The 25,634-nt window shown below is 54.7% G+C and carries 22 protein-coding genes; 13 read left to right on the top strand and 9 right to left on the bottom strand.

All coding sequences use genetic code 11. The features are described from left to right. Nucleotides 1-9 precede the first annotated feature (9 nt). The 6 genes from AC2TEM_RS16425 to AC2TEM_RS16400 all read right to left on the bottom strand — a co-directional run bounded on the left by AC2TEM_RS16425 (nt 10) and on the right by AC2TEM_RS16400 (nt 5,561). The gene (locus AC2TEM_RS16425) at nt 10-1,002 is read right to left on the bottom strand and encodes an ABC transporter ATP-binding protein (protein WP_170399670.1); all 993 of its coding nucleotides are present in this window, start codon (nt 1,000-1,002) and stop codon (nt 10-12) included. Continuing rightward, nucleotides 995-2,092 carry an ABC transporter ATP-binding protein gene (locus AC2TEM_RS16420; protein ID WP_170399673.1) on the bottom strand — a complete coding sequence of 366 codons (1,098 nt, stop codon included), beginning with the start codon at nt 2,090-2,092 and terminating at the stop codon, nt 995-997. The genes AC2TEM_RS16425 and AC2TEM_RS16420 overlap by 8 nt, the downstream gene beginning before the upstream one ends. Nucleotides 2,093-2,094: 2 nt before the next feature. Beyond that, nucleotides 2,095-2,283 (bottom strand): hypothetical protein, encoded by a 189-nt coding sequence (locus tag AC2TEM_RS16415; RefSeq protein ID WP_170399676.1) that lies wholly within the window; start codon nt 2,281-2,283, stop codon nt 2,095-2,097. Then, entirely contained in the window at nt 2,280-3,218 is a 939-nt protein-coding gene (locus AC2TEM_RS16410; RefSeq protein ID WP_010442361.1) for a carbohydrate ABC transporter permease, read from the bottom strand. The genes AC2TEM_RS16415 and AC2TEM_RS16410 overlap by 4 nt, the downstream gene beginning before the upstream one ends. After that, nucleotides 3,215-4,162 carry a carbohydrate ABC transporter permease gene (locus AC2TEM_RS16405; protein WP_170399680.1) on the bottom strand — a complete coding sequence of 316 codons (948 nt, stop codon included), beginning with the start codon at nt 4,160-4,162 and terminating at the stop codon, nt 3,215-3,217. Before AC2TEM_RS16405 ends, AC2TEM_RS16410 begins: the two co-directional genes overlap by 4 nt. A 79-nt stretch (nt 4,163-4,241) precedes the next feature. After that, nucleotides 4,242-5,561 carry an extracellular solute-binding protein gene (locus AC2TEM_RS16400; protein WP_170424759.1) on the bottom strand — a complete coding sequence of 440 codons (1,320 nt, stop codon included), beginning with the start codon at nt 5,559-5,561 and terminating at the stop codon, nt 4,242-4,244. A gap of 387 nt (nt 5,562-5,948) precedes the next feature. Here AC2TEM_RS16400 and AC2TEM_RS16395 point away from each other — a divergent pair, with 387 nt between their 5' ends. From AC2TEM_RS16395 to AC2TEM_RS16380, 4 genes are all read left to right on the top strand, one after another. After that, nucleotides 5,949-6,728 (top strand): MOSC domain-containing protein, encoded by a 780-nt coding sequence (locus AC2TEM_RS16395; protein ID WP_170424762.1) that lies wholly within the window; start codon nt 5,949-5,951, stop codon nt 6,726-6,728. 231 nt (nt 6,729-6,959) lie between these two features. Further along, nucleotides 6,960-8,417, top strand: coding sequence for a xylulokinase (gene xylB / locus AC2TEM_RS16390; protein WP_170424765.1), 1,458 nt, complete (start codon nt 6,960-6,962; stop codon nt 8,415-8,417). Beyond that, complete coding sequence (locus AC2TEM_RS16385) at nt 8,414-9,361, top strand: aldose epimerase family protein (protein ID WP_170424768.1); 948 nt, start codon at nt 8,414-8,416, stop codon at nt 9,359-9,361. The genes xylB and AC2TEM_RS16385 overlap by 4 nt, the downstream gene beginning before the upstream one ends. Before the next feature lies 1 nt (nt 9,362). After that, a complete protein-coding gene (locus AC2TEM_RS16380) occupies nt 9,363-10,664 on the top strand; it encodes a cytochrome c peroxidase (RefSeq protein WP_170424771.1) in 1,302 nt (433 codons plus the stop codon). Here AC2TEM_RS16380 and AC2TEM_RS16375 read toward each other — a convergent pair whose 3' ends face one another. Then, a complete protein-coding gene (locus tag AC2TEM_RS16375; protein ID WP_170424774.1) occupies nt 10,665-12,176 on the bottom strand; it encodes a CRTAC1 family protein in 1,512 nt (503 codons plus the stop codon). After that, on the bottom strand, nt 12,166-13,383 hold the full coding sequence (locus AC2TEM_RS16370) for an ROK family transcriptional regulator (RefSeq protein WP_170424777.1): 1,218 nt from the start codon (nt 13,381-13,383) through the stop codon (nt 12,166-12,168). The genes AC2TEM_RS16375 and AC2TEM_RS16370 overlap by 11 nt, the downstream gene beginning before the upstream one ends. A 151-nt stretch (nt 13,384-13,534) precedes the next feature. Here AC2TEM_RS16370 and xylF point away from each other — a divergent pair, with 151 nt between their 5' ends. The 4 genes from xylF (at nt 13,535) to xylA (ending at nt 18,036) form a co-directional block, all read left to right on the top strand. Beyond that, nucleotides 13,535-14,554, top strand: a complete 1,020-nt coding sequence (gene xylF / locus AC2TEM_RS16365; RefSeq protein ID WP_155150139.1) for a D-xylose ABC transporter substrate-binding protein — start codon at nt 13,535-13,537, stop codon at nt 14,552-14,554. 63 nt (nt 14,555-14,617) lie between these two features. Then, on the top strand, nt 14,618-15,916 hold the full coding sequence (locus AC2TEM_RS16360; RefSeq protein WP_170396208.1) for a sugar ABC transporter permease: 1,299 nt from the start codon (nt 14,618-14,620) through the stop codon (nt 15,914-15,916). Then, complete coding sequence (locus AC2TEM_RS16355; RefSeq protein WP_170424780.1) at nt 15,916-16,719, top strand: ATP-binding cassette domain-containing protein; 804 nt, start codon at nt 15,916-15,918, stop codon at nt 16,717-16,719. Before AC2TEM_RS16360 ends, AC2TEM_RS16355 begins: the two co-directional genes overlap by 1 nt. A 9-nt stretch (nt 16,720-16,728) precedes the next feature. After that, the gene (gene xylA, locus AC2TEM_RS16350) at nt 16,729-18,036 is read left to right on the top strand and encodes a xylose isomerase (RefSeq protein WP_170424784.1); all 1,308 of its coding nucleotides are present in this window, start codon (nt 16,729-16,731) and stop codon (nt 18,034-18,036) included. A 1,083-nt stretch (nt 18,037-19,119) separates the two neighbouring features. Here xylA and AC2TEM_RS16345 read toward each other — a convergent pair. Next, complete coding sequence (locus AC2TEM_RS16345) at nt 19,120-19,755, bottom strand: LuxR C-terminal-related transcriptional regulator (protein ID WP_480790552.1); 636 nt, start codon at nt 19,753-19,755, stop codon at nt 19,120-19,122. Between the two features lie 215 nt (nt 19,756-19,970). On the opposite strand from AC2TEM_RS16345, the gene AC2TEM_RS16340 reads away from it, so the two are divergent. From AC2TEM_RS16340 to AC2TEM_RS16320, 5 genes are read left to right on the top strand one after another with little or no spacing between them, the layout of a single operon-like run. Continuing rightward, nucleotides 19,971-21,212, top strand: a complete 1,242-nt coding sequence (locus AC2TEM_RS16340; protein WP_170408423.1) for an alanine--glyoxylate aminotransferase family protein — start codon at nt 19,971-19,973, stop codon at nt 21,210-21,212. A 15-nt stretch (nt 21,213-21,227) separates the two neighbouring features. Next, the gene (locus AC2TEM_RS16335) at nt 21,228-22,424 is read left to right on the top strand and encodes a malate--CoA ligase subunit beta (RefSeq protein WP_170396612.1); all 1,197 of its coding nucleotides are present in this window, start codon (nt 21,228-21,230) and stop codon (nt 22,422-22,424) included. Continuing rightward, a complete protein-coding gene (gene sucD, locus AC2TEM_RS16330) occupies nt 22,424-23,314 on the top strand; it encodes a succinate--CoA ligase subunit alpha (protein WP_170424786.1) in 891 nt (296 codons plus the stop codon). Before AC2TEM_RS16335 ends, sucD begins: the two co-directional genes overlap by 1 nt. Beyond that, nucleotides 23,314-24,285 (top strand): 2-hydroxyacid dehydrogenase, encoded by a 972-nt coding sequence (locus tag AC2TEM_RS16325; protein WP_170425289.1) that lies wholly within the window; start codon nt 23,314-23,316, stop codon nt 24,283-24,285. The genes sucD and AC2TEM_RS16325 overlap by 1 nt, the downstream gene beginning before the upstream one ends. 28 nt (nt 24,286-24,313) lie before the next feature. Beyond that, nucleotides 24,314-25,291, top strand: a complete 978-nt coding sequence (locus tag AC2TEM_RS16320) for an HpcH/HpaI aldolase/citrate lyase family protein (RefSeq protein WP_170424788.1) — start codon at nt 24,314-24,316, stop codon at nt 25,289-25,291. Nucleotides 25,292-25,634: the final 343 nt, after the last annotated feature.

The following is a 25,634-nucleotide window of genomic DNA, read 5'->3' as shown; positions in this document are numbered from 1 at the left end:
TTTTGCTCCTTAGTTCACGCGCGCGCCGGACGCGTCAAAATACAACGGGTTGTGTGGGCGGATTTTTATAAGTTTTCCAGATGGATAATCCTGATGTACATCAATCAAGGTCACAACCGGGTGACCGTTCAGGTCCAGGTGTAGCCGCGTTTGATCCCCCAGATGCTCTGCGCGTATTACCCGCGCTTCGCTGCCTTCTCCTTCGATGATGTTTTCCGGGCGAAGACCTATTTGCGGACCTTTGTGATTGCCTCCGAACAGCTCGGAAGGCAGAATGTTGATCCGCGGTAGTCCCAACCGGCTGGCGACATAAACGCTACCGGGGTTTTCATAGATGTCCCGGGGTGTTCCGTACTGAACCAGCCTGCCGTTTTCCAAAACGCCGATATGCGTCGCCATTGTCATGGCTTCGACTTGATCATGGGTCACGTATAGCAAGGTCGATCCCAGATCCGCCTGAATTCTTTTCAATTCGACCCGCAAATCCGCCCGAAGCTTGGCGTCCAAAGAGCTAAGGGGTTCATCCATCAGAAATATCTGGGGGGCTCGCACCAGCGCTCGTCCAATTGAAACGCGCTGCATTTCACCGCCAGACAGTTCAGTCGCTTTGTTGTTCAACTTGTGCGGAATCTGGAGGATGTCCGCAACTTCGTTAACCTTCCTCTTGATCTCATCCTCTGGCGTCTTCAGGATCGGCGACCTCAGAGGAAAAGACAGGTTCTCCCGCACTGTCATATGCGGGTACAGTGAGTATTGCTGGAAAACCATGGCCACATCGCGCTGGGCTGGCGTTTCTATTCCAACATCCCGTCCAGCAATGCGAACGGTTCCAGAATCCAGTTTCTCAAGTCCGGATATCAATCTCAGCGTCGTTGTCTTTCCCGCGCCCGTTGGACCCAATAGCACCACAAAGGCGCCGTTGGGGATCGTCATCGAGATATCATCCACCGCCTTTAGATCGCCGAATGACTTCGAGATACTCTCTAAAACGACTTCAGCCATTACTTAGTACCTCGTCGTTCAGAGCGGACCTCAACGCGCGTCCGGTGGCCTTTTCAAATAGTGTTACTGCGGGTGAGCGGAACTCTAACCCCACCGTCTCGCCGGGATTTACGACTTCGCGCGCATCAATCCGGGCTTTCAGCTCTCCGTTCGGGCTTTGCAGCGTCACGATCTGGGTGGTTCCCAAATATTCTGTCGCCAGAACCTTGGCTCTGTAGGCGCTCGCATCCGATAGAAAAACATGCTCAGGGCGAACCCCAAAAACTAAGTCACCTTCCGCCCCCTCCATCAGTTTGGGCACGGCTTCGTCATGGCCATTTAGTCGAACCATTTCCGAGTCAGGCGCGACCTTTCCTTGAAACGGCAGGAAGTTCATGGAAGGGGACCCGATAAAATCTGCAACGAACATTGTGGCTGGTTTGTCGTAGATTTCCTGAGGTGTGCCGAATTGCTCAATCACAGCGTTGTTCATCACTACGATCTTGTCGCCCATTTGCATGGCTTCCAACTGGTCGTGTGTCACGTAAACAGTGGTTGCGCCCATACGGTCATGAAGCGCGCGTAACTCTTCGGCCATGTGTTCTCGAAACTCGGCATCTAAGGCACCCAACGGTTCGTCCATCATGAATGCCTTGGGTTCGCGAACGATCGCGCGGCCCAGCGCCACGCGCTGCCGGTCGCCACCTGACAGTCCACCAACCGGGCTATCGAGGATGTCGTTGATCCCCAGAATTGCCGCGACTTCTTCTACTTTGGCTTTTACAGCAGCACGCGGCATGCCCTGCGATATCAGGGGGTAGCTGATATTCTTACGCACGTTCATATGTGGATACAGCGCAAACATTTGGAATACGAAAGCGATGTCTCGCTCTGATGGGGGTCGCTGGCTGATCTCTTCGCCGTCTAGGTAGATTTCACCCGACGTTGGAAGTTCCAAGCCTGCGATCATCCGCAGTGTCGTCGTTTTTCCGCAGCCAGATGGCCCTAGCAACATGAAAAACTCACCGTCCTCAATCGTGAACGAGCTTTCGCGGACAGCCGTGAAGTCGCCGAACATCTTCTTTACGTTTTTAACTACGATCTGGGCCATTTCTACTCCGGGAAATGGCTGACGATGATGAACATGACGGTTCCGATCAGCGTGACGATAAAGGAATAGGTGAACGCCCAAAGGACGAACGGTTGCATCAGCATAAATACGCCGACCGCGATGAGGATGGTCGCGACCATCTCCCATGGGCCTCGGCGAAAACGCATTAGTCCTGATAGAAACTCGCTCATTTGCGTACCGCTCCGAATGTGATCCCGCGCAGCAGGTGTTTGCGCATCAGGATGGTGAAAATCATGACCGGAATCAGGAAGATCGTGGCACCAGCCGCAACTGCAGGCCAATCCAGCCCACCGATCCCGATGATGGTGGGAATAAAGGGCGGCGCGGTCTGCGCATTCGCGGATGTCAGCAACACGGCAAACGCATACTCGTTCCATGCAAAGATAAGGCAAAAGATCGCTGTCGAAGCGATACCCGTCGCAGCCTGCGGCAGTACAACTTTGTAAAACGCCTGAAACCGGGTGTAGCCGTCTATTAGTGCCGCTTCCTCGTACTCTCGCGGGATTTCGTCGATGAACCCTTTCAGCAGCCAAACAGCCAACGAGATGTTCACACCCGTATAGAGAAGGATCATCCCCAAATGCGTGTCGCTTAGACCGAGGTTTCTGAACATCAGGAAGATTGGGATCGCAACGGCAACCGGGGGCATCATTCTCGTACTGAGGATGAAGAATAGAAGGTCATCCTTGAGCGGCACCTTGAAACGGCTGAATGCATAAGCAGCCAAGGTGCCAAGGAAGATGCTTAGGAACGTCGATCCAAACCCGATGATCACCGAATTCATAAAACGCTCGCCAAACTTGGATGGCCCGACAATAACCATGTCATATTGCCGGACGATCTCATCGGCCCAGTTCTGTGGCGGGTTTGCTTCCAGGAACTCCTGCGTCTGCCGTGTGCGAGTGGTGAAGAGATTGACATAGCCTTCAAGCGTTGGGTCAAAGACAACCTTGGGCGGATAGCTGATCGCGTCGGCTGGAGACTTGAAGCCAGTTAGCAAAATCCAAACCAGCGGGATCATCGTGATCAGCGCATAGGTGATAACCAGAAACCCGGCGATCCACTTTGAACGGTTCGAAGGTTCGGTGACGGAAAAACTGCTCATCTCTGTTTCACCTTGTTCAGGGCTTTGACGTAGATCGACGCAAGGCCGAACACGGTGACGAAAAGGATGATCGCATAGGCCGAGGCATAACCCGTGCGCCATTTCTCAAAGGCTTCGCGCTTCAAATTGATGGAGGTCAGCTCCGTAACAGACCCTGGCCCGCCGCCCGTCAGTTGCACCACCAGATCGAACATCTTGAAGTTCTCGATCCCTCTAAACAGCACCGCCAACATGAGGAATGGCAGGACCATCGGGATGGTAATCGTAAAGAACTGGCGCAGCTTGCTGGCCCTGTCGATCTCAGCTGCCTCGTAGATGTAATCGGGAATACTGCGCAGCCCGGCCAGACAGATGAGCATCACGAAGGGGGTCCACATCCAGGTGTCGACAATCACGATGGACCAGGGCGCCAGCGTTACGGACCCGAGCATCTCAAAGCTCGACGGGTCTTTGCCGATAAACCACGATACGATGTAGTTAAACAGGCCGATCTGAGGCTGATAGAGAAACTTCCAGAAGTTTCCGACAACGGCCGGGGACAGCATCATCGGCAGCACGATGATCGTGGTCCAAAGATCATTGCCCTTGAATTTCTTGTTGATCAACCACGCCAGAGTAAATCCGATCAGGACTTGAAAAAAAATCGTCCAGAACAGGAAATGCGCCGTGGCCTGCATGTTCAGCCATGTGTCCGAGTCTGTCAGGATACGCTCGTAATTCCTGAGCCCGACATCTTTGACTTCACGGCCGATCCGGTTGGCCTTGTAGTTGGTAAAGCTCAGTTGGATGGTCCAGATCAAAGGGAAGATATTGATCGCCAGCAGTAGAAATATCGTTGGGGAGATGAATACCCAGGCGATCGCGCGGTCGGATAACCCCCGAATTTTTCGCGCAACTCGCTCGGGCGTTGCCTGCGCAACGCGATCTACGGTCCTGTCAGACATCTCTTTGCCAGTTCTTGTTGGTTTAGGACTCACGGGTGAAGGTAGAGCGGGTTTGCACCCGCTCCTGCCTGTGTCCGGACTAAAGCTTGCCTTCGTCTTCGAAGACTTCCGTCCAATCTTCGATCAGAAGATCAAGCGCTTCTTGAGCTGTGCCTTGGTCGGCAACCACGTAGTCGTGGATGCGCTTCTGCATTGCCAGCAGCAGTTCCGCGTAGGCAGGCTCTTGCCAGAAATCCTGCACCCCAGCCATTGCTTCCAGGAAGTCACCGGCGAACGGTTGGCTGTCTACGAAACCAGGATCTTCCAGCACCGAATTATGTGCTGAGTAGCCGCCTAGTTCCCACCATTTGGCCTGAACTTCTGGCTGCGCGAACCACTTAATGTACTCAAGCGCGGCGTCCTGTTTGTCAGAGTAGCTGACAACAGAGATACCTTGTCCGCCCAGTGTCGAGCCTGCCTGATTTTGTGGTGGGTTGACGAAGAAGTCGATCTTGTCACCACCGGTATTGGGATCGGCATAGAGACCCGGGAAGAACGCGAACCAGTTCATAGCCATGGCGACCTGACCGGACTTAAAGGCGTCCAAGCTCTCGCCCATGTAGGAGTTTGTGTATCCTGGGGGTGTCGCTGTTTTGTAGAATTCTTTGTAAAACTCTAGCGCTTCGACTGCTTCGGGCGAGTTTACGGCACCCTCCATATCGTAGGATCCTGGTGTGTTTTCATATTTGAAGCCCCACGGATAGAGTGCTCCGGTCACACCCATGGTGATCCCTTCGGAACCACGCTCAGTAAAGATCGCCGCACCGTAAACCGTCTTTCCATCGATCTCACGACCCTGGAAAAACTGCGCGATTTGCAGCAATTCTTTCTGAGACTGAGGTTCACGCAAATCTTGCCCTGTTGCTTCCTTGTACGCAGCTTGGATGTCCGGATTCTCGAACCAGTCCTTGCGATAGAACCAGCCGTTTGCATCCCCCATTGCGGGCAATGCGTAGTAGTTCGGAGTACCTTTAGGCCATGTCGAATAGGCGTAAACCGTTGCCGGCGCGAAATCGTCCATGCTGATGCTCTCGGCATCGAAGAAATCATTCAGTTTTACATAATGGCCGTTTTCAGCGCCCCCGCCGATCCACTGACTATCTCCGATCAACAGGTCACAGAGCTTACCCCCAGAGTTCAGCTCATTCAGCATCCGGTCCGCAAAATTTGGCCACGGCACAAACTCGAAGTTCATAGTATGGCCGGACTCAGCTTCGAATTCTTTTGAAAGCTCAACTAGAGCGTTGGCCGGGTCCCATGCTGCCCAACACAGTGTCAGGTCTTCGGCATATGCCCTTGTAGAAAGAGTAGTAGCGGCAAGGACTATTGCGCTGGCCGAGGCCAGTTTTGAGTAAGTCATCCATTCCTCCCTTTTTTGCGCCGTCATTCGAGGATGTGCGAATCGCGGCATGTCTATAAGGCTATTTGAGGTACGCACCTCAAGTCCAGATATTTTTGAGGTTCGTACCTCAAGGGCCCGAAAGAGATCGCCATTTTTGTCTCTTAGTTATTGATTTATAGTAAAATTGCCCTTTGAACTTGATGCGCATGTATTTTTGGTAGCGAGTTATTGAATGGCCATATCGACTTCAATCGGCGCTGCCGTCATGCGGCCAACAGGTTCAGCGAACTCGCTTCTGAAGCGCTCAAAGATTATTTGGTCGATACCTTATGAAATTCGAGATAGCGTCAAACAGCGCGGACAACTCGGGACCTTGCGTAACACTTCTTGGTCAGGTGCAGACGTATGAACAATCTCTCCATCGTCCGATTGAACCGCTACCCTATAAAAGGCTTGAGTTCCGAGCCTATGCAAACTGTGACGCTGCGAGCAGGAGATGGCATTCCGGGCGACCGCCTGTTCGGATTTGCTCGCTACAACTCCGGTTTCGACATGCAAAACCCAATGCCACTGCCGAAAGATCGTTTTGTCGTTTTGTTGAACGAGGCTGCGCTGGCAGGCATTCAGACAAGTTTTGAAATTGAGTCCCAGGCACTTGAGATCAATACGGACGGAAAGACACGACGCTTTGATATGCGAGAGTCTGAAGATCGACAGAAGGCGGCAGAGTTCCTTTCTTCAAAGATCAATTTAAGAGATTCAGAGCCACCAAAGTTTGTCTCCTCTGCTCCTCATAGGTTTACAGATGTATCTGTCGTATCACCGCAAATGATGAACGCGATATCCGTTTTGAATCTGGCCTCTGTGAAAGAGTTGGGCGAGCAACTGAACGCAGAAATCCACCCGGCGCGCTTCCGAGCGAATATTGAGATAGACGGATTACCTTCGTTTGCTGAGCTGGATGCAGTTGGATCAGTTTTAAGATTTGGCGACGTCGAGTTGAAGATACTCTCACGCACGAAAAGGTGTGCAGCAACTGAAGTGAACCCGAAAACGGCCGAGCGCGACTTGAAAATACCCTACCTTATTCGGAAATTGATGGGCCATACGGATATGGGCGTTTATGTCGAAGTGGTTAATGGTGGAACGCTGACGGTCGGTCAAACTGGGGAAATACTCGCTTAAACCTTGCCTCCTGCCAAAGTGGCTTTTGTTAGAGGTTTGCGCCATGTTCGTTCAGTCGACTAAACTCAACTCTTGCTCTGTATTTCTTTTGGCTATCCGGGGTGTCGAAGGAAACCGCGTTCGTGCTTTCTGATCCAGATACGAATGGAGGGCACTCCTTTGACGGAGCCTTGACAAGATCGCTGTTTCAAATAATTTTAATCATTAAAATATTTAGGCAGGTGTTGCTCAATGTATCTGGGCTTGGATTTGGGAACGTCAGGTCTTCGCGGGATTCTGGTAGATGACACAGGACACGTTGTCGGTGATGCCGAAGTCAGCATTTCCACTTCGACGCCCAAGCTTGGCTGGTCTGAGCAGGACCCTTTGGATTGGACCAACGCTTGTGAAGAGGTTGTTGGGAAGCTTCGCGTTAGCAACCCTGAAGCATTCTCAAAATTGCGAGGTATTGGCCTAAGCGGACACATGCACGGCGCCACACTACTGGATTCTGATGGCGAAATATTGAGGCCCTGTATTCTTTGGAACGATACTCGGTCAGCCGACGAAGCGCGGACACTAGATCAAACACCAGAGATGCGCGCAATATCGGGAAACATCGTGTTCCCGGGGTTTACGGCGCCGAAACTCGAATGGTTGCGTGCGAATGAGCTGGATGTGTTCTCAAAGGTGGGCAAAGTATTGCTGCCGAAAGATTATTTGCGGTTTTGGCTTACTGGCGAATATGTCTCAGACGTGTCTGACAGCGCAGGAACATCGTGGCTGAACGTAGATGCTCGGCAGTGGTCGGAAAGGGCGCTGGCCATAGGTCACATGCGTGTCGAGCAGATGCCGCGCTTGGTCGAGGGCAGTGATCCGGGTGGAGAGTTGAAGGTCCGTTTGAGGCAGGAGTGGGGGCTTTCGAATCCGGTTGTCGTGGCTGGAGGTGCTGGCGACAATGCTGCCGCTGCCTGCGGGATCGGGAGCATCAACGACGGCACCGGTTTTGTCTCACTCGGAACGTCTGGCGTGTTGCTTGTTGCGAGGGAAGCCTATGCTCCTGATCCGGAAACCGCCGTGCACTGTTTTTGTCACGCGGTCCCGGATCGGTGGATACAAATGGGTGTCATGCTTTCAGCAACGAACAGCATGAACTGGCTTGCTCGCAATCTGGGCGAACCCGTGGAAAGACTCGCTTCAGCTATGCCTGAAAGACTGAACGGGCCTACAGCGATCACCTTCCTACCATATCTGTCAGGAGAACGGACGCCGCATAACAATAGCCATATTCGAGGCGCGTTTTTGGGCTTGGACATCTCGTCGGAACCCGCTGGGTTGACCCAGTCCGTAATGGAGGGTGTTTCTTTTGGAATGAGAGATTGCCTGGAAGCACTGAAGAGCACCGGAACCCAGCCAAATAGCCTTATGGCAGTTGGGGGAGGTGCGCGATCTCGGTTCTGGCTGGAAACCTTGGCTACTGTTTTGCAAGTTCCGCTGGAATTGCCAAAAGGCAGCGAATTCGGTGCCGCAATGGGCGCTGCGCGACTCGCGATATGTGCTGCCAACGACGCTGAACCGGCGCAAGTAATGACGCCGCCGGAAATTCAGGAACGCATCGAACCACGCGGCGATCTGATTGACGCCTACGAAAACGAATACCGGAGATACAAGCAATTCTATCAGGCGCTTGCGCCGCTGGCAGTAAGATGAAACCAGAAACGGGTAAAGCCTCTGGGATCGAAGCTGCTATTATCACGGATGGGAATATGCGTGTTTCAGTCCTGAACTATGGGGCTATCACGCAGGGGTGGTGGTACAAGGACGTCCCGCTCATCCTTGGGTTCGAGGACCCAAATGAGTATCTCACAGATACGCGTTACCTGGGCGCAATTGTTGGGCGCGTTGCCAACCGGATCAGCGGCGCGACGTTTGACTTGGATGGTACCAGTTTTGAATTGAACGCCAACGAGGGCAAAAACACCTTGCATGGCGGCGACGATGGGCTGTCTAAACAGTTTTGGGAACTCGAACAGATTGCACAGAACGAGGTTTTGCTGAGCTACGTTTCTCACGACGGAGAGGGAGGCTTTCCGGGGAATATCAGGTTCGAAGTCAGGATCTGCCTACAGGGCTCACGCTTGGTCTATTCAATAACTGCACAGCCTGACCGGCCGACGCCGATAAGCATTACACAGCACAACTACTACACTTTGGGTGCTGCAGAAGGGGTAGACCAGCATAAGCTGACACTCGCTTCAATTTGGTATCTGGAAATCGACGATCAGGGTATTCCGTCGGGCAGAGTACTTGCGACCACCGAAAATGGGTTGGATTTTTCAACGCCCAATACGATTGGCCGTGTTCCCGAAGGGATCGATCACTATTTCTGCTTTGATCATGATCGCGGCCCAAAGGCTCCGGTGGCGGAACTCACTTCACCCTCTGGCCTTGCGTTGACAGTCAACTCTGACCAGCCCGGAGCACAGGTTTATTCGGGCTATGAGCTGATGAAACCGCGTCGCGCTTCGCGTGGTGTGTGTATCGAGCCATCGGGTTATCCCAACGCACCGAATATCTCGTCGTTTCCCTCAATCATCTATACTCCGGAGAATCCGTATCGGCAGGAACTTATTCTAGAAGTTTCTGAGGAATGACATGAGAGCAGTTTCGCTATTCTTGATTATTGGCTCAACAATCTCAGCGGTGGGTGGTGCGCTTGCCCAATCGCTTGATCCTCTGCCGGAGTTCCTCGAACCCGACTTTGCAAGTGCTGAGCTGGGGCGTTTGCTGTTCTATGACCCGATTTTGTCTGGCAACAAGAATATCAGCTGCGCGACCTGTCATCATCCCAGGCTTGGTACGTCCGACGGTGTTTCCCTTGGTATAGGGGAAGGGGGAATTGGGTTGGGACCAGAGCGGACATTGGACCCAGAGAATACCCCGGAACAACGTATTCCACGAAACTCACCAGGGCTTTGGAACCTCGGAGCTATTGAGTTCACGACGTTTTTCCATGATGGGCGATTAGAGACCGACGCAACGCAACCTGATGGTATCAGAACCCCGTTGGGTACTCATATGCGGTCTGGTTTCAATTCAGCGCTGGCCGCACAGGCCATGTTCCCGGTTTTGTCGCCAGACGAAATGGCGGGTCACTATTCTGAGAATGACGTGAGCAAAGCGGTTCGCCTCGGATTTCTGACACAGCAAGGCGGTGCGTGGGATCTGATTGCAGAACGTGTTGCGGCCATTCCAGAGTATGAGCAGAGGTTTGAGGAATTAGCGCCGGAACATGGAGTTACGTTCACGGCAATTGCCAATGTAATCGCGGACTTTATCGCGTTCGAGTGGCGCGCGGATAACAGCCTGTTTGATCGTGCAATGCGAGGTGAGGCCGTGCTTTCAGAAGAGGCCGAGATTGGCATGGGCCTGTTCTACGGAAAAGCTGGCTGCAGCAACTGCCATTCGGGCTGGTTTCAGACGGATCACAAATTTCATTCGATTGCGCTGCCGCAGATCGGTCCGGGAAAGGCGGCGCGATTTGAAAACCATGTCAGGGACGATGGGCGCCTTCGCGTAACCGGCGACTCCGAAGACGCGTTTGCTTTTCGTACGCCATCATTGCGCAACGTGACCCTGACTGCGCCATACGGACACAACGGAGCCTATGCTGAACTTGAGGATATAGTACGCCATCATCTTGACCCGTTGGCGTCCTTGCGAAACTACTCGATCGAAATGGCCACCTTGCCGGACTTCCCCGGCTCTGACGACCAAAGGGCAATGTCGGATAATCAGCACTTGGGTGCGATTGCCCAAAGCAACAGCTTGTCGAAAGTAAGCCTGACGGGTCAGGAAATCGACGCTCTTCTCAGATTTCTGGCAAGCCTTGAAGACCCGGCAGAGCGGCTAGGTGTGCCCGACCAAGTTCCAAGCGGGTTGCCGATTGAAAAGTAATCAGCGGTGAAGACGTATGATTTGGTTGGGCTGATAGTCCAACCACTCGCCTTTCGACCCATCCGGCCAGATCATACGAACCTGCACCTGGTCCTCACTCCCAAGCCCAAAATGCTGAAACCCAGCGATACCACCAGCGTGACCGCCGCCGATTGTTAGCTCGCGGGTTTGAACACCCAGCGAGGTTTTGACTTCAAAAAATCCACCAATTGCTGCGTGATTGGATTGATCCTGAGTGACATCCAGCAATAGCCAGTTGCCACTATGAGAAGTGTTCTGGCTGACTTCGAGCTCAGAACCTCGGTTGACGACCACCAGATCCAGCTTCCCATCGTTGTTTAGGTCGGCAAGGGCCGCGCCGCGTGATTTAGCCATCGAAGCGACGCCGGCATCTGCTGCAGCTTCAATAAACTGACCGTCGGAGTTCTGTAGTAGTAGGTTATTGGGGTCGTCCAGAGCCGCATCGGGCATCTGTTCTACGTTTCCCTTGGCCACGAATATATCGTCCCGGCCGTCGTTATTGACGTCGCCAAACTGTGCGTGCCACCCGGTGGATGGCCTTCCGTCTCCGCCGATATGCGGTCTATGAGCGGTCGTACCCTTTTCGTAAGTTGCATCGCGCCAGGTCGGGCCGTTTGTCACTGGGTCAAAAACCTGGAGTTTCTGGTCACCCATCGAGGTCAGATAGACTTCGGGAAATCCGTCTCCTGTAAGATCCCGAGAGGCGATCCCCATTCCCCAGATCGAAAATGGAAGCCAACCTTCGTCTTCCGAGTATTGCCGAGGCTCGGGTTCCATCGCCCATAACTGCTCGTGACCGCCGCGAACATAGTAGTGACGGTCGTTGCTGATGCGAAGATCAGCGCGGCCAGTTCGGACCCAGTCCGAAAACAAAATAGAAAGTGAGCAGTAGCCGGGCTCAAGATGCAATGGCTCGTGATACAAGTCGCCTTCTGGGCGGTACAAAAGGGTTGGCCCGCAGGATTCAAAAGGGCCTTCGGGATCAAACCGATCAACATAGGTGCCAAAAGCCAAGGTCGGTAAAGTTTGCCCGCTTTCCCATGTTGCCGAGAAACCTGTGGTCCAATGGTCATCGGACTGAAACCCGAGGTCAGCGAAAGGGCTGAATTGGCAGTCGGGATGGCCCCGAAGAAGCAGGTCTGGGCCAACACGCAAAATCGCCAGATCCACCATGCCGTCGCTATCAACGTCTAGAGGGTAGGCCCCTGTCACACTGGCCAGCGAAAGATCTTCAGGCGTCTTTGCCTGAAATGCTATCTGTTCCTTCGAGGTATTGATGAACAGTTGAGACCGGTTGGAACCGCCAGCCAAAAAGAGTTCTGGCAGCGAGTCCCCATTGCAATCGAAAACGGCCACACCACCGCCGACAAAATGCTCCCACCCGCCATCATAGACATGTTTTGGTACATCCACATTTGTAAATTGGGGAATAACAGTGTCCGCATTCGCGACAGTGGCAAAAGCTACAAGTATCGCAAACTCAAGACGCATTCGACGTCAGCTCCTTGACCTTGAGAATCGAGATTTGCTCAATTCCATAGGCTGCCGCCCCTTTGGCCCACACCATGTCGCCCCAGTGATGAACTTTGATCTGAGGCAAAGGTGCATCGACATTCACAACGCCGTTTCGAATGCGGGTCATAACTTCGCTGGAACACAAATGCTCAAAGCTCATTTGTGCCCCCGAGACTATAATGCACTCTGGGTCATACAAGTTGATCAGGTTGGAAATCCCTAGGCCAAACATCTGACCTGCGCGGGCAAGTACCGATGAAGCTCTGTCGTCACCTGAGTTGGCGCGGTCATGTATGTCGGAAATGGATTTCATGTCGTTGGTATGACCAGTTACCGTCATCTCGCGGATCAAAGCATAGGCGCCCACATAGGCTTCTAGACATCCGCGTTGACCGCATTGGCAAAGGGCTCCGTCAAGTTGAACTTTGGTGTGCCCAAACTCAGCGCCGCAGCCTCGCTCTCCACGGTAAAGTTTGCCATCTAGAACGATACCGAGGCCAACACCGTGTTCGATCGTAACGACGAGGAAGTTTTTCAAGCCCTTGCCCAAGCCAAAAAGCTGTTCGGCCTTGGCGACAAGATTGGCGTCGTTGTCGACGAATGCGGGGCAGGGCAGCTCATTTGAAAGCAAGTGGCTGAAATCAATATTTCTTTCAGTAATCGAGGATGACCAGTGGACAAAATTCTTGTTTGCATCGACCAGTCCAGCCACCCCGATAGAAACACCTGCCAAATGAGCGACAGAACGATCGATCTGTTTGCAGGTTTCTTCAAGAGCTTCGCGGATCGCCGATACAAATTCTTGCGGCGACATCCTGGCGTGATCCAAAGCATATTTATGGGATGCGACTTCGTTACCTTCAAAGTCGACCAAGATAACCGAGATTACTTGCCGAGCCACTTTTAGACCAGCCACAAGGTGCATCTGGCCGTCCAATTGCAGCAATACTCTGGGTCTGCCTCTCTTCCCCGACTTGGACTGTGCCTGGCTTTCAGTCTCCTTCACCAGCCCGGCTGAGATGAGATCAGCCGTGGCTGCGGTGACGGTCGCAGGACTGGTTTGCAAGGCGGATGCAATATCGATCCGCGAAACGGATCCCTTGGCTCTGATGTGTTCCAATACCCGCAGGCGGGTAGCATTTCTTTGTTCCAAAGAAACCGGAGAGGCTTTGCTTTTTAGCATCCTGTCCTCGCGAATCTTGCTGTTGGCCCAATCTATTTGAATTTGGGTACCTCTTGTAGAGTAAATATTTTACCGACTGAAATAAATATGGTATTCAAATTTGTGAGAGCCGCGAATCGAAATGCGATGGCTCGGCAAATGGGAGGAAATCATGAAGAGAATTCTCAGCTTTTCGGCTGTGGCCACTTTGTTGGCTTCGACCGCATTCGCAGAGCCAGTGGTCGGCGTGAGCTGGTCGAACTTTCAGGAGGAGCGTTGGAAAACAGACGAAGCGGCCATCAAGTCGGCACTTGAAGCAGGTGGTGCCGAGTACATTTCGGCAGACGCGCAATCGTCCTCCGCAAAGCAGCTATCGGACATCGAAAGCCTGATCGCCCAGGGTGTGGACGCGCTTATCATCCTAGCGCAAGACGCGCAGGCGATTGGACCGGCGGTTCAGGCTGCCGCTGACGAAGGCATCCCGGTCATTGCCTATGACCGTCTGATCGAGGACGACCGAGCATTTTATCTGACCTTCGACAACGTGGAAGTCGGCAGAATGCAGGCTCGGGCTGTCTTTGAGGCCATGCCCAAAGGCAACTACGTGATGATCAAAGGCTCTCCTACTGATCCAAACGCAGATTTCCTGCGCGGTGGTCAGCAAGAGATCATCGGAGCAGCCGTCGACAGCGGTGACATTGTAATTGTTGGTGAAGCCTACACAGATGGTTGGTTGCCCGCGAACGCGCAGCGGAACATGGAACAAATCCTGACCGCGAACGAAAACAACGTGGATGCAGTCGTTGCGTCGAATGACGGTACTGCAGGCGGTGTTGTTGCTGCGCTGACCGCACAGGGCATGGAAGGCATTCCGGTTTCCGGTCAGGACGGCGACCACGCGGCATTGAATCGTGTCGCACTGGGAACGCAGACGGTTTCGGTTTGGAAGGATGCTCGCGAACTTGGAAAGGCGGCTGGTGAAATTGCTGTCGCATTGAGCGGTGGGACAAGCCCTGCTGATGTCGAAGGCGCAGTTAGCTGGACATCACCGGGTGGGACCGAGATGAACTCGGTTTTCCTAGCGCCTGTTCCAATCACTAAGGACAACTTGTCCGTGGTTGTTGATGCCGGATGGATCCCGCTGGAAGATCTTTGCCAAGGCGTTGAAAACGGACCTGCCCCTTGTAACTAAACCACTCAGCCCTAGGCCCTTTTGTCCGGGCCTGGGGCAAATGCTGAATATGAAAGATCGGAAATGACCGAAACTTCGTCTCAGCCGGTACCTGAAAAAGCGAAACCCAGCCTGTTCCAGCAACTGGAACTGGATATGCGGCTTTTGGGAATGATCGGCGCGTTTGTCATCCTGTGCATCGGGTTCAACATCTTCACAGATGGAAGGTTCCTGACGCCGCGCAATCTATTCAACCTGTCCATCCAGACAGTTTCGGTCGCCATTATGGCATGTGGGATGGTGTTCATTATCGTCACGCGGCACATCGACTTGTCGGTAGGAGCGCTGCTGGCAACTACCTCGGCTGTGATGGCAATGACGCAAACTGAGCTTTTGCCGCAAGTCCTTGGGATGGGTTTGAACAATCCAGCAACCTGGGCGATCACCATTGTTGTCGGGCTGTTTGTCGGCACGCTGATTGGTGCGTTTCATGGCTGGATGGTCGGATACCTGACGATACCAGCCTTCATCGTCACGCTTGGTGGATTTCTGGTTTGGAGAAACGTGGCGTGGTATTTGACTAGCGGTCAGACGATCGGTCCTCTGGATAGTACATTCCTGATGTTTGGCGGGACCAACGGGACATTGGGAACGACGACAAGCTGGCTGTTCGGCTTGTTTGCTACCGCAATCGCGATCTGGGCTTTGTGGAGCAGTCGTCGCGCAAAGGCGGCGCATGGGTTCCCCGTCAAACCTGTCTGGGCCGAGGCCACTTTGGCCGGGATAATCGCGATCGCCATCCTCGGGTACGTTTACATCGTAAACAGCTACGCCATACCAACGCGTCGGCTGCAACGTATGTTCGAAGCGCGCGGAGAGACAATGCCAGAGGGGCTGGTCGTCGGATACGGCATACCGATTTCTGTACTCATCCTAATCATCGTGGCTGTCACGCTGACAATTGTGGCGCGAAAAACCCGGTTTGGTCGGTACATCTTTGCCACTGGCGGCAACCCGGATGCGGCAGAGCTTTCGGGTATCAACACTCGACTGCTAACCGTGAAAATCTTTGCTTTGATGGGTTTCTTGTGCGCCGTGTCCGCGGTGGTCGCCTCGGCTCGCTTGGCGAACCATTCGAACGACATTGGTACGCTCGACGAACTTCGGGTCATAGCAGCTGCAGTGATCGGAGGAACCGCATTGTCGGGCGGCATCGGCACCATCTATGGCGCGATTCTGGGTGCATTGATCATGCAGGCGCTGCAATCGGGCATGGCAATGGTTGGCGTTGACGCGCCGTTTCAGAACATCGTCGTCGGCAGCGTCCTCGTGTTGGCCGTCTATATCGACATCGTTTACCGCAAGCGACTGGGGGCAAAGTGATGCAAGCTCAGGATACGCAGAAAAAACCTTCTGGCACTGGGCGCGGTTCAGGCGCGCCGCCATTGGTCGAGATGCGCGATATTTCGATTTCCTTCGGTGGGATCAAGGCCGTCGACCATGTGTCGGTCGATCTCTATCCGGGTGAAGTCGTTGGTTTGCTTGGCCATAACGGGGCCGGAAAGTCCACGTTGATCAAGGTATTGTCCGGCGCCTATCAGATGGACCACGGCGAGATTCTGATCGATGGGAATCCGGTCGAGATTGGCAATCCCCGTGACGCCCGGGCGAACAATATTGAGACCATCTATCAAACGCTTGCCTTGGCCGACAATCTGGACGCGACCTCGAACCTTTTTCTTGGGCGCGAGATGACGACGCCGTTTGGGTTGGTCAACGACGCGGCCATGGAGGCCGAGTGCCGAAAGATCATGGCGCAGCTCAACCCAAACTTTCAGAAGTTCAATGACCCGGTCTCCGCCTTATCGGGTGGGCAAAGACAATCAGTGGCGATTGCTCGGGCCGTCTATTTCAATGCCCGCATTCTGATCATGGATGAACCCACTGCGGCGCTTGGGCCGCATGAAACCCAGATGGTGGCGGATCTGATCCACCAGCTGAAGGCGCAAGGCATCGGGATATTTCTGATCGATCACGATGTGCACGCCGTCATGGAACTGTGCGACCGCGCCTCGGTCATGAAGAACGGAAAACTGGTTGGGACGGTCGATATTGCAGACGTCACTGACGACGATCTTTTGTCGATGATCATTCTAGGCAAGCAGCCAGCACAAAAAGCAGAGTAGGGGGCAGAAATGCCAAGTGGATTTTTTGAAGGGATCGAGAAGGTCCAGTTTGAAGGCGTGGACAGCAAGAACCCGTTGGCCTTTCGTCACTACGACCCGGATGAAATAATCATGGGCAAGCGTATGGAGGACCATCTGCGGTTTGCAGTGGCCTGGTGGCATTCATTCGCGTGGGAGGGCGGAGACCCCTTTGGTGGACCTACGTTCGAACGCCCATGGTATCCTCAGGACGATATGGGCCGGGCCCGACAGAAGGCAGATATTGCATTCGAATTGTTTGCGCTTTTGGGGCAGCCATTCTTTTGCTGGCACGACGCTGACATCCGGCCCGAACAGGGAAATTTTGCCGATAACCTGCGCACATTGGAAGATATCACCGATTATATCGGTGAAAAGATGCAGGTGTCTGGCACCAAGCTGCTTTGGGGCACGGCCAATATGTTCAGCCATCGTCGCTGGATGTCTGGTGCCAGTACCAATCCTGATCCCGACGTTTTTGCGTTTGCAGCTGCGACAGTGAAATCCTGCATGGATGCGACCCATAAGCTCGGCGGAGAAAACTACGTTCTATGGGGTGGCCGAGAAGGCTATGAAACCCTGTTGAACACGGATTTGAAATCCGAATTGGACCACATGGGCCGTTTTTTGAACATGGTCGTTGAATACAAACACAAGATTGGGTTCAAAGGAACTATTCTCGTGGAGCCCAAGCCTCAGGAGCCGTCCAAACACCAATACGACTACGACGCCGCGACTTGTATTGGATTTCTCAGGAAGTACGGGTTGGAGGATGAGGTCAAGTTGAACCTGGAGCAGGGGCATGCGATCCTGGCCGGACACAGTTTCGAGCATGAAATTGCGGTTGCCGCTGCCGAAGGGATGCTTGGCTCGATCGACATGAACCGAAACGATTACCAATCCGGATGGGATACGGACCAGTTCCCGAATAACACGCCAGAGGTTGCTTTGGCATATTACTACATCCTGAAAGCTGGTGGCTTTACAACTGGGGGCACAAATTTTGACGCCAAAATTCGTCGGCAATCGCTTGATGCAAAAGATCTTGTTGCAGCCCATGTCGGTGGAATGGACATTTGTGCACGGGGCTTTAAAGCTGCGGCTGCTATGATTGAAGACGGTGGCTTGGAGGACGCGCTGACGGAACGGTATTCCGGTTGGAACACGCCGGAAGCAGTTTCTATGTTGGGTAGCAGTCTGGAAGAGATTTCCACTCGCGTTTTAAATGAAGGAATAAACCCAGAGCCGCAATCTGGACGCCAGGAAATACTAGAGAATTATGTGAACAGATTTGTTTAACTGTCAAACTTGAGTGTTTTCCGCTGTTGTCAAAGGTTACGCCAAGCCGCCCTTGGTGTTGCGGACACGAGTGGAGGTTTTGTTCATAACCCGTCCCTTCAGACAAAACCTTTCCTTATTCTGGTCAAACGGCCGCAATTCGTTTTGGGTCACAAATGATGGACGTAATTGATCGATTTATTGAAGTTTTGGCTGCCGATTGAGGCAATTATCGGAGACGCTCCACATTTCTTTGTAGGGCGACACATAGCTCTGCCAACAGCGATAGAACATTACCATTTTCGTCTCACTTCCTTCATTCAGCACCTAGACCGATATCACTAATCTTGACTTCCCTTTGAGAGAATCAAGGCTGAATTGCAGATCAGACGCTGAAGGTGCCTGATCCTGCTGAACAGCCACGTGGTGAACGCGGATGGGGGCGAGGCAATGCAATTCGACAATGGTGATGCGGCCCGCAAGCGCAGTCGAGGACACGGTGCCGTCTAATGGGATTGCCCGAGGAGGAAGGCAGCGTCTCACCCTCGATGGCCAGGGGCACCTGGCTTGTCCAAATCCGACTGGACCCAAAACATGCTCGCCAGTGAGGGCTGCGCCGTAACTCATTGCGACACCACACGTTCTTTTTCTGATGTATGGGCGGAAATCCGAAGTTCGCTGCTTCGATTGCATTTAGCGAGACTAAGGTAAAAAAGCTGACTTTTTGCTGCGATTAGGAGAGCTATCAAGCGTGGTGATATCCCGCTAGCACCAACGAATATGCACATCTCTCAGCCGGGACTCAGCTTCACATCCTGACTGCTCTAATCCTAAGAGCCGAAGGTGCGGGGTATCACAATCATGGATTTGAGAACTCAACGCGTTATAACCGCCGACAGCAGCCTGAGCACGAGATCGCCGCCACAATCAAGAGGGGGCTGCAGACGGGAATCTGTTTCGCGGGTTATCTTGGTTTCAACGGGTATTGCAATGGCTATTTGATATTTCTGCAGGCTGCAGCCCTAACGCGCGAGAATGTCGCCAGTATCACAAAACCTGCGGACGCTTCTTTCTAGAAATCTCCGATTATCTGAGCTTCGCAGTTCACGAGTTTCCGTTTTCCAGTTTTGAAGCGTAATAGAAGGCAATCGCCTGCGCGCGGTTCTTGATCGACAGCTTGTCGTAAATGTTCGACAGATGGAACTTTACCGTGTTGGTCGAAATCTGCAGCTCTTTCGACAATTCCTTGTTAGACATGCCCTGCGCCAGCGCCTCAAGGATAGCGAGTTCTTTGCGCGACAAAGTCTGCAACGGGTTTTGATGCATTTTGCGCACGTCGATATAGGGAAATACCATTTTGCCCTTAGCGACATCGACACAGGTTTCCAGCAAGCCTTCGACCTCGCCCGAACGCGGCGCGAACCCTGCGGCCCCGGCCTGCATAGCCTGACGCGGTACGTCCCCAGCCTCGTCCCCATAGACCACAAAGCGTGGCGCGTTGGTCTGTTCGCGCAGAACCTCAATCAGTTTTGCCGCGCCCAAAGCAGGAAGTTCCCAGGACACGATCCCCACCTGAACCGGCACCCGCATGACTGTGCCCAGAAATCCCTCGGCGGTCGCTGAAGTGGCCACCAGAGAGAATCGCGGGTCGCGCTCGAAGATCTCGGACATGGCCGACAGCACCAAAGGGTTGTTGTTGGCCAGCATGACATCAATGGGGCGTTGAGATGTGTCGGACATTGTTTTCCCGTCTGGTTTTATCTAAACCTACCCATTTTGGTGGGGATGCTTTCAGTATACATTGGCATATTTACCAAAATGGGTAGGTTAATACCCACCTAACAAGATATGCTAAAGCTGTAGTAAGTTACGTTGCGCCCCGGCGCAAGTTTCAGTTTTCCTCTGGGTCAAGGCGATCGGCGGTATCGAACACACCCGACGCATAGGAGGAGCACATGACGTTTCAGATCTATCCAACGCTCGACATCCCCGAGACGCTGGCCGCTGGCCCAGGACCGGGAAACACCGACGCACGTGTTTTGCAGGCGTTTGCCAGCGCCGGCGTTGCCGACCACATGCAGAGCGACGTGCTGCGTGGCATGATCGAATGCAAGCACATGCTGCGTCAGATCTGGGGCACCGCCAACACCCATACCTTCGCGGTTGCTGGCACCGGATGGAGTGGGCTGGACACCATGTTCTCGGCGGTGATGCCGGGTGATAAGGTTGTGGCCTTCACCAATGGCACCTTCTCGGGCATCGATGCGATGACTCTGCGGATCAAGGCTGCAACACCGGAAGAGCACGCGACCAACCCTCTGGACCCACAAGCCGCGAGTGTCGCCGTTATTGAAATTCCCCACGGCCAGCCCGTCACAGGCGAGATGGTCGAAGAGGTGTTGGCCACGCACAAACCGAAGTGGGCCTTCATGGCGCATTGGGAAACCGGGTCAGGTCGGGTCAACGACCTGCGTGGCTTCTCGGATGCCTGTGAACGCCACGATGTGATGGGTTTGATCGATGCCGTATCGTCGTTGGGTATCGCGGATTTCCGCATCGATGACTATCCGGGTGTCGCGGGATGGGCCTCGTGCCCGCAAAAAGGGCTGTGCTGCCTACCGCTGACCTATGCGCCGGTCAGCTTCACCGACGCCTATATCGACGCGCTGAAGACCTCCGGCGCCTATACATACGTCCACAACCCGATTTTCGAAGCACGCCACTGGGGCATCGTTGACGGGCAAAACGTGGAAAAGGGCACCTATCACCGTACCCATTCGGGCTATGCGGTCGCCGCCTTCCATGAATCGCTACGCCTGACTTTGCAGGAGGGATTGGCCAAACGTGCGCATTCCTATCGCACGCATGAGGCCGTCCTGCGCGACGCCGTCACCGCGATGGGTTGCCAGGTCACATCGGACATGCCCAGCCTTGTGGTGCTGAACCTGCCCGCAGAGCTGGCGGGTCGTGAGATGGAGTTGGTACAGAACTGCCGCGCCCGTGGCTTTGGCATCTGGCCCACGCTCAGCGCCCCGGTTCAAGTCCGTATCGGCATCCTGAACCAGCTAACCCACCAATCGGTCAGTCGCATCGTCAGGCTGTTCGCCCAGGCCATCCGCGAGATGGGCGGCTCGGTTGATTTCGAAGCCATCGAAGCACTTTTGGAAAGTCGCTACGGCACATCTATCGCTGCATAACGGGAGGGAATGCAGATGGATATCCATGAATATCAGGCGAAAGAACTTCTTTCGAATTTCGGCGTCGAGGTCCCTTCGGGGGCTTTGGCCTACAGCCCCGAGCAAGCGGCATATCGCGCGCGTGAGTTGGGTGGTGACAAGTGGGTCATTAAGGCGCAAGTCCATGCCGGCGGGCGTGGAAAGGCCGGTGGTGTAAAGCTGTGCAACTCGGAAAGCGAAATATACGAGGCTTGTGACGAGATGTTTGGCCGCAAGCTGGTGACGCACCAGACCGGCCCCGAGGGCAAAGGCATTTACCGCGTCTATGTGGAGGCCGCCGTACCGATTGATCGCGAGATTTATCTGGGCTTTGTGCTGGATCGGTCCAGTCAGCGGGTGATGATCGTGGCCTCTTCGGAAGGTGGGATGGAGATCGAAGAAATCTCATCTGAGCGCCCCGACAGTATCGTCCGCTCAATCGTTGAACCTGCCGTTGGATTGCAGGAGTTTCAGGCCCGCGAAATAGCGTTTAATCTGGGGCTGGAACCTCGCCTAATTCAGCACATGGTCCGTACCCTGCAGGGTTGCTATGCTGCGTTCAGCGAGCTGGACGCGACTATGGTCGAGATCAACCCGCTGGTCATCACTGGTGACGACCGTGTGCTGGCATTGGACGCGAAGATGAGCTTTGACGACAATGCTCTGTTTCGCCATCCGCAGGTTGCTGAATTGCGCGACAAAAGTCAGGAAGACCCGCGCGAAAGCCGCGCGGCGGATCGCGGACTGTCTTATGTCGGACTGGACGGCAATATCGGCTGTATCGTGAACGGTGCCGGTTTAGCCATGGCCACGATGGACACCATCAAGCTGGCTGGGGGTGAACCTGCGAACTTTCTGGACATCGGTGGCGGTGCCTCGCCCGAGCGGGTGGCCAAGGCGTTCCGACTGGTACTGTCCGATGACAACGTTCAGGCGGTGCTGGTCAATATCTTCGCAGGCATCAACCGCTGTGACTGGGTGGCCGAGGGCGTAGTACAGGCGCTGCGCGAGTTGGAAATCGACCTGCCGGTCATCGTGCGTCTGGCGGGTACCAATGTCGAGGAAGGTCAGAAAATCCTGGCCAAATCGGGCCTGCCAATCATCCGAGCGACAACCCTTATGGAAGCCGCTGAACGCGCTGTGGGTGCATGGCGCAACGATCTGTCCCAAAACACCAAGATGAGGGCTGTGTAATGAGCATTCTTCTGGACCGCGACACCCGCGTCATCGTTCAGGGCATCACCGGACGCATGGCGCGCCTGCATACCAAGGATATGGTGCAATATGGCACCAACGTCGTTGGCGGCGTTGTTCCCGGCAAAGGCGGAGAGACCGTCGAAGGCGTACCCGTATTCGACACCGTCAAACAGGCGGTTGAGGCCACTGGCGCCGAGGCTAGCCTTGTCTTCGTGCCCCCTCCGTTCGCGGCGGATTCGATCATGGAGGCCGCAGATGCCGGTATTCGCTATTGCGTCTGCATCACCGACGGTATCCCCGCGCAGGACATGATCCGCGTAAAACGCTACATGTACCGCTACCCTAAGGACAAGCGCATGGTGCTGACCGGTCCGAACTGTGCCGGTACCATCAGCCCCGGTAAGGCGCTGCTGGGCATCATGCCGGGCCATATCTATCTGCCGGGCACTGTGGGCATCATCGGACGTTCGGGCACGCTGGGTTACGAGGCCGCAGCGCAGTTGAAAGAGCGCGGCATCGGTGTCTCGACCAGCGTCGGCATCGGCGGTGATCCGATCAACGGCTCGTCCTTCCGCGATATCCTTGAGCGGTTCGAACAGGACGAAGACACCGAGGTCATCGCCATGATCGGCGAGATCGGCGGCCCTCAGGAAGCTGAGGCGGCAGAATACATCCGTGACCACGTCACCAAGCCTGTTGTGGCCTATGTCGCGGGCCTGACCGCGCCCAAGGGCCGGACCATGGGCCATGCTGGTGCAATCATCTCGGCCTTTGGAGAAAGCGCCAGCGAGAAGGTGGAAATCCTGTCAGCGGCTGGTGTGACGGTTGCTGAAAACCCCGCGGTGATCGGCGAGACTATCGCCCGTGTCATGGGAAAGGCCGCGTGATGGTCAAACCTTCGGTCCTTGTCACCCGTCGCTGGCCTGCCGCCGTCGAGGCGCAACTGGCCGAAAACTACAACGCCGTGCTGAATACCGGGGACAATCCGATGTCCCCGGCTGAACTCCGCGACGCGTTGAAGACATACGACGCGGTTCTGCCCACCGTCACCGACACGCTTAGCGCCGAGGCGCTGGACGTGACCGCAGCTCAGACCAAGATTTTGGCCAATTACGGCGTCGGGTACAGTCATATCTGTGAACCGGCGGCCCGTGATCTGGGTATGACGGTCACCAACACGCCCGATGTTCTGTCTGAATGCACCGCCGATCTGGCCATGACCCTGCTTCTGATGGTCGCCCGTCGTGCCGGTGAGGGCGAGCGCGAGCTGCGCGCAGGCGGCTGGACCGGCTGGCGTCCGACCCATTTGGTCGGCACCAAGGTCAGCGGCAAGACGCTGGGCATCATCGGCTTTGGCCGCATCGGTCAGGAAATGGCCCGCCGCGCTCATCACGGTTTCGGCATGAAAATTCTCGTACAGAACCGTAGCACCGTGTCGCCAGACGTACTGAAGCAATTCAACGCCACGCAGGTCGAGACAGTGGACGATCTGTTACCGCAGTGCGATTTCGTCTCGCTGCATTGCCCCGGCGGGGCCGCGAACTGGCATCTGATCAACGGGCGCAGGCTGGACTTGATGAAACCCGACGCCTTCCTGATCAACACCGCGCGCGGTGAGGTGGTGGACGAGCGTGCTTTGGTACAGTCGCTGATGTTCGACACGATCGGCGGCGCTGCGCTGGATGTGTTCGACGGCGAGCCGCGCATCAACCCTGACCTGTTGCAATGCGACAACTTGGTGATGCTGCCGCATCTGGGCAGCGCAACAAAAGAATCGCGCGAAGCCATGGGCTTTCGCGTGCTGGACAATCTGGGCGACTTCTTCGCTGGTCGCCCACCCCGTGACCGCGTGATCTGACGCACCCTTCTTCAAAGGAGCAAAACCCATGAGCTTTTATGCCATCGAACAGGCCTCCGCGCGCCTGAACCGCAGCGAACTCGCCGTGCCGGGCAGCCAGCCCGGCATGTTCGAAAAAGCCGCGAACTCGGATGTGGACGTGATCTTCCTTGATCTCGAAGACGCGGTAGCCCCGGATGAAAAAGAGCAGGCCCGCAAAAACATCATTCAAGCCCTGAACGATATCGACTGGGGCAGCAAGACAATGTCGGTGCGCATCAACGGGCTGGATACGCATTACATGTATCGCGACGTTGTGGATGTAGTCGAACAAGCCGGTGCGCGGCTGGACCTGATCATGATCCCCAAGGTCGGCACAGCAGCAGATGTCTATGCCGTCGATATGATGGTCACGCAGATCGAAGACGCGATGGGTTACAAGAAACGCATCGGGTTCGAGCACATCATCGAGACCGCTCTGGGCATGCAGAATGTCAGCGAAATCGCGGCGGCCTCGAACCGCAATGAGAGCCTGCACTTCGGTGTGGCGGACTATGCAGCCTCGACCCGCGCGCGGACCACGATCATCGGTGGTGTGAACCCCGACTATTCGGTTCTGACCGACCCGGATGGCGATGCTGCGCGCGCGACCCATTGGGGCGATATGTGGCACTACGCGCTCGCCCGTATGGTTGTCGCCGCCCGTGCCAACGGTCTGCGTCCGATTGATGGTCCGTTCGGTGATTTCCATGATCCTGAAGGCTATAAGGCAGCTGCCAAAAGGGCGGCGGTGTTGGGCTGCGAAGGCAAATGGGCCATCCATCCCAGCCAGATCGCTCTGGCGAACGAGGTCATGTCACCCAGCGATGCCGAAGTCACCAAGGCGCAGCGTATCCTTGTTGCTATGGCCGAGGCCGAGACCGCAGGCAAAGGTGCGGTGTCTCTGGATGGTCGTCTGATCGACTATGCCTCGATCCGCCAGGCCGAAGTGATGGTCGAAAAGGCTCGCCAGATCGCCGCTGCTTGATTTTAGCCCACATTTGGGGCTGAAGTAGGGGTTCGCGCGCTGACCTCGGTAGGTCCGGGTCAGGCAACATCTGCAGACTTCGGATTTCATTTATTCGAAATGGCTGAGGTCTGCAGTACGCAATCCCGGACATTCACAGCTTTGCCTGATTGCGATAATTGTTACGCAGGGGAGCTGAACGCACAACCAGGGATCGCTTCAAATCAATCCGATTCAGTGGTCTTCAGGGTCTGTTTTGACGCCGAAGATCATCCATTGGTTGTGTAAGCCCCAAATTCGAGATGTATTTTGGGACGATCGCAATGCAGGAATTAGCTGCCCTTCGATTGAGCTGAAACAAGGG

Source organism: Ruegeria sp. HKCCD3925 (assembly GCF_057221175.1).
Note: the sequence above shows the minus strand (reverse complement) of the source record. Positions and strands in the feature narration are given on the sequence as shown.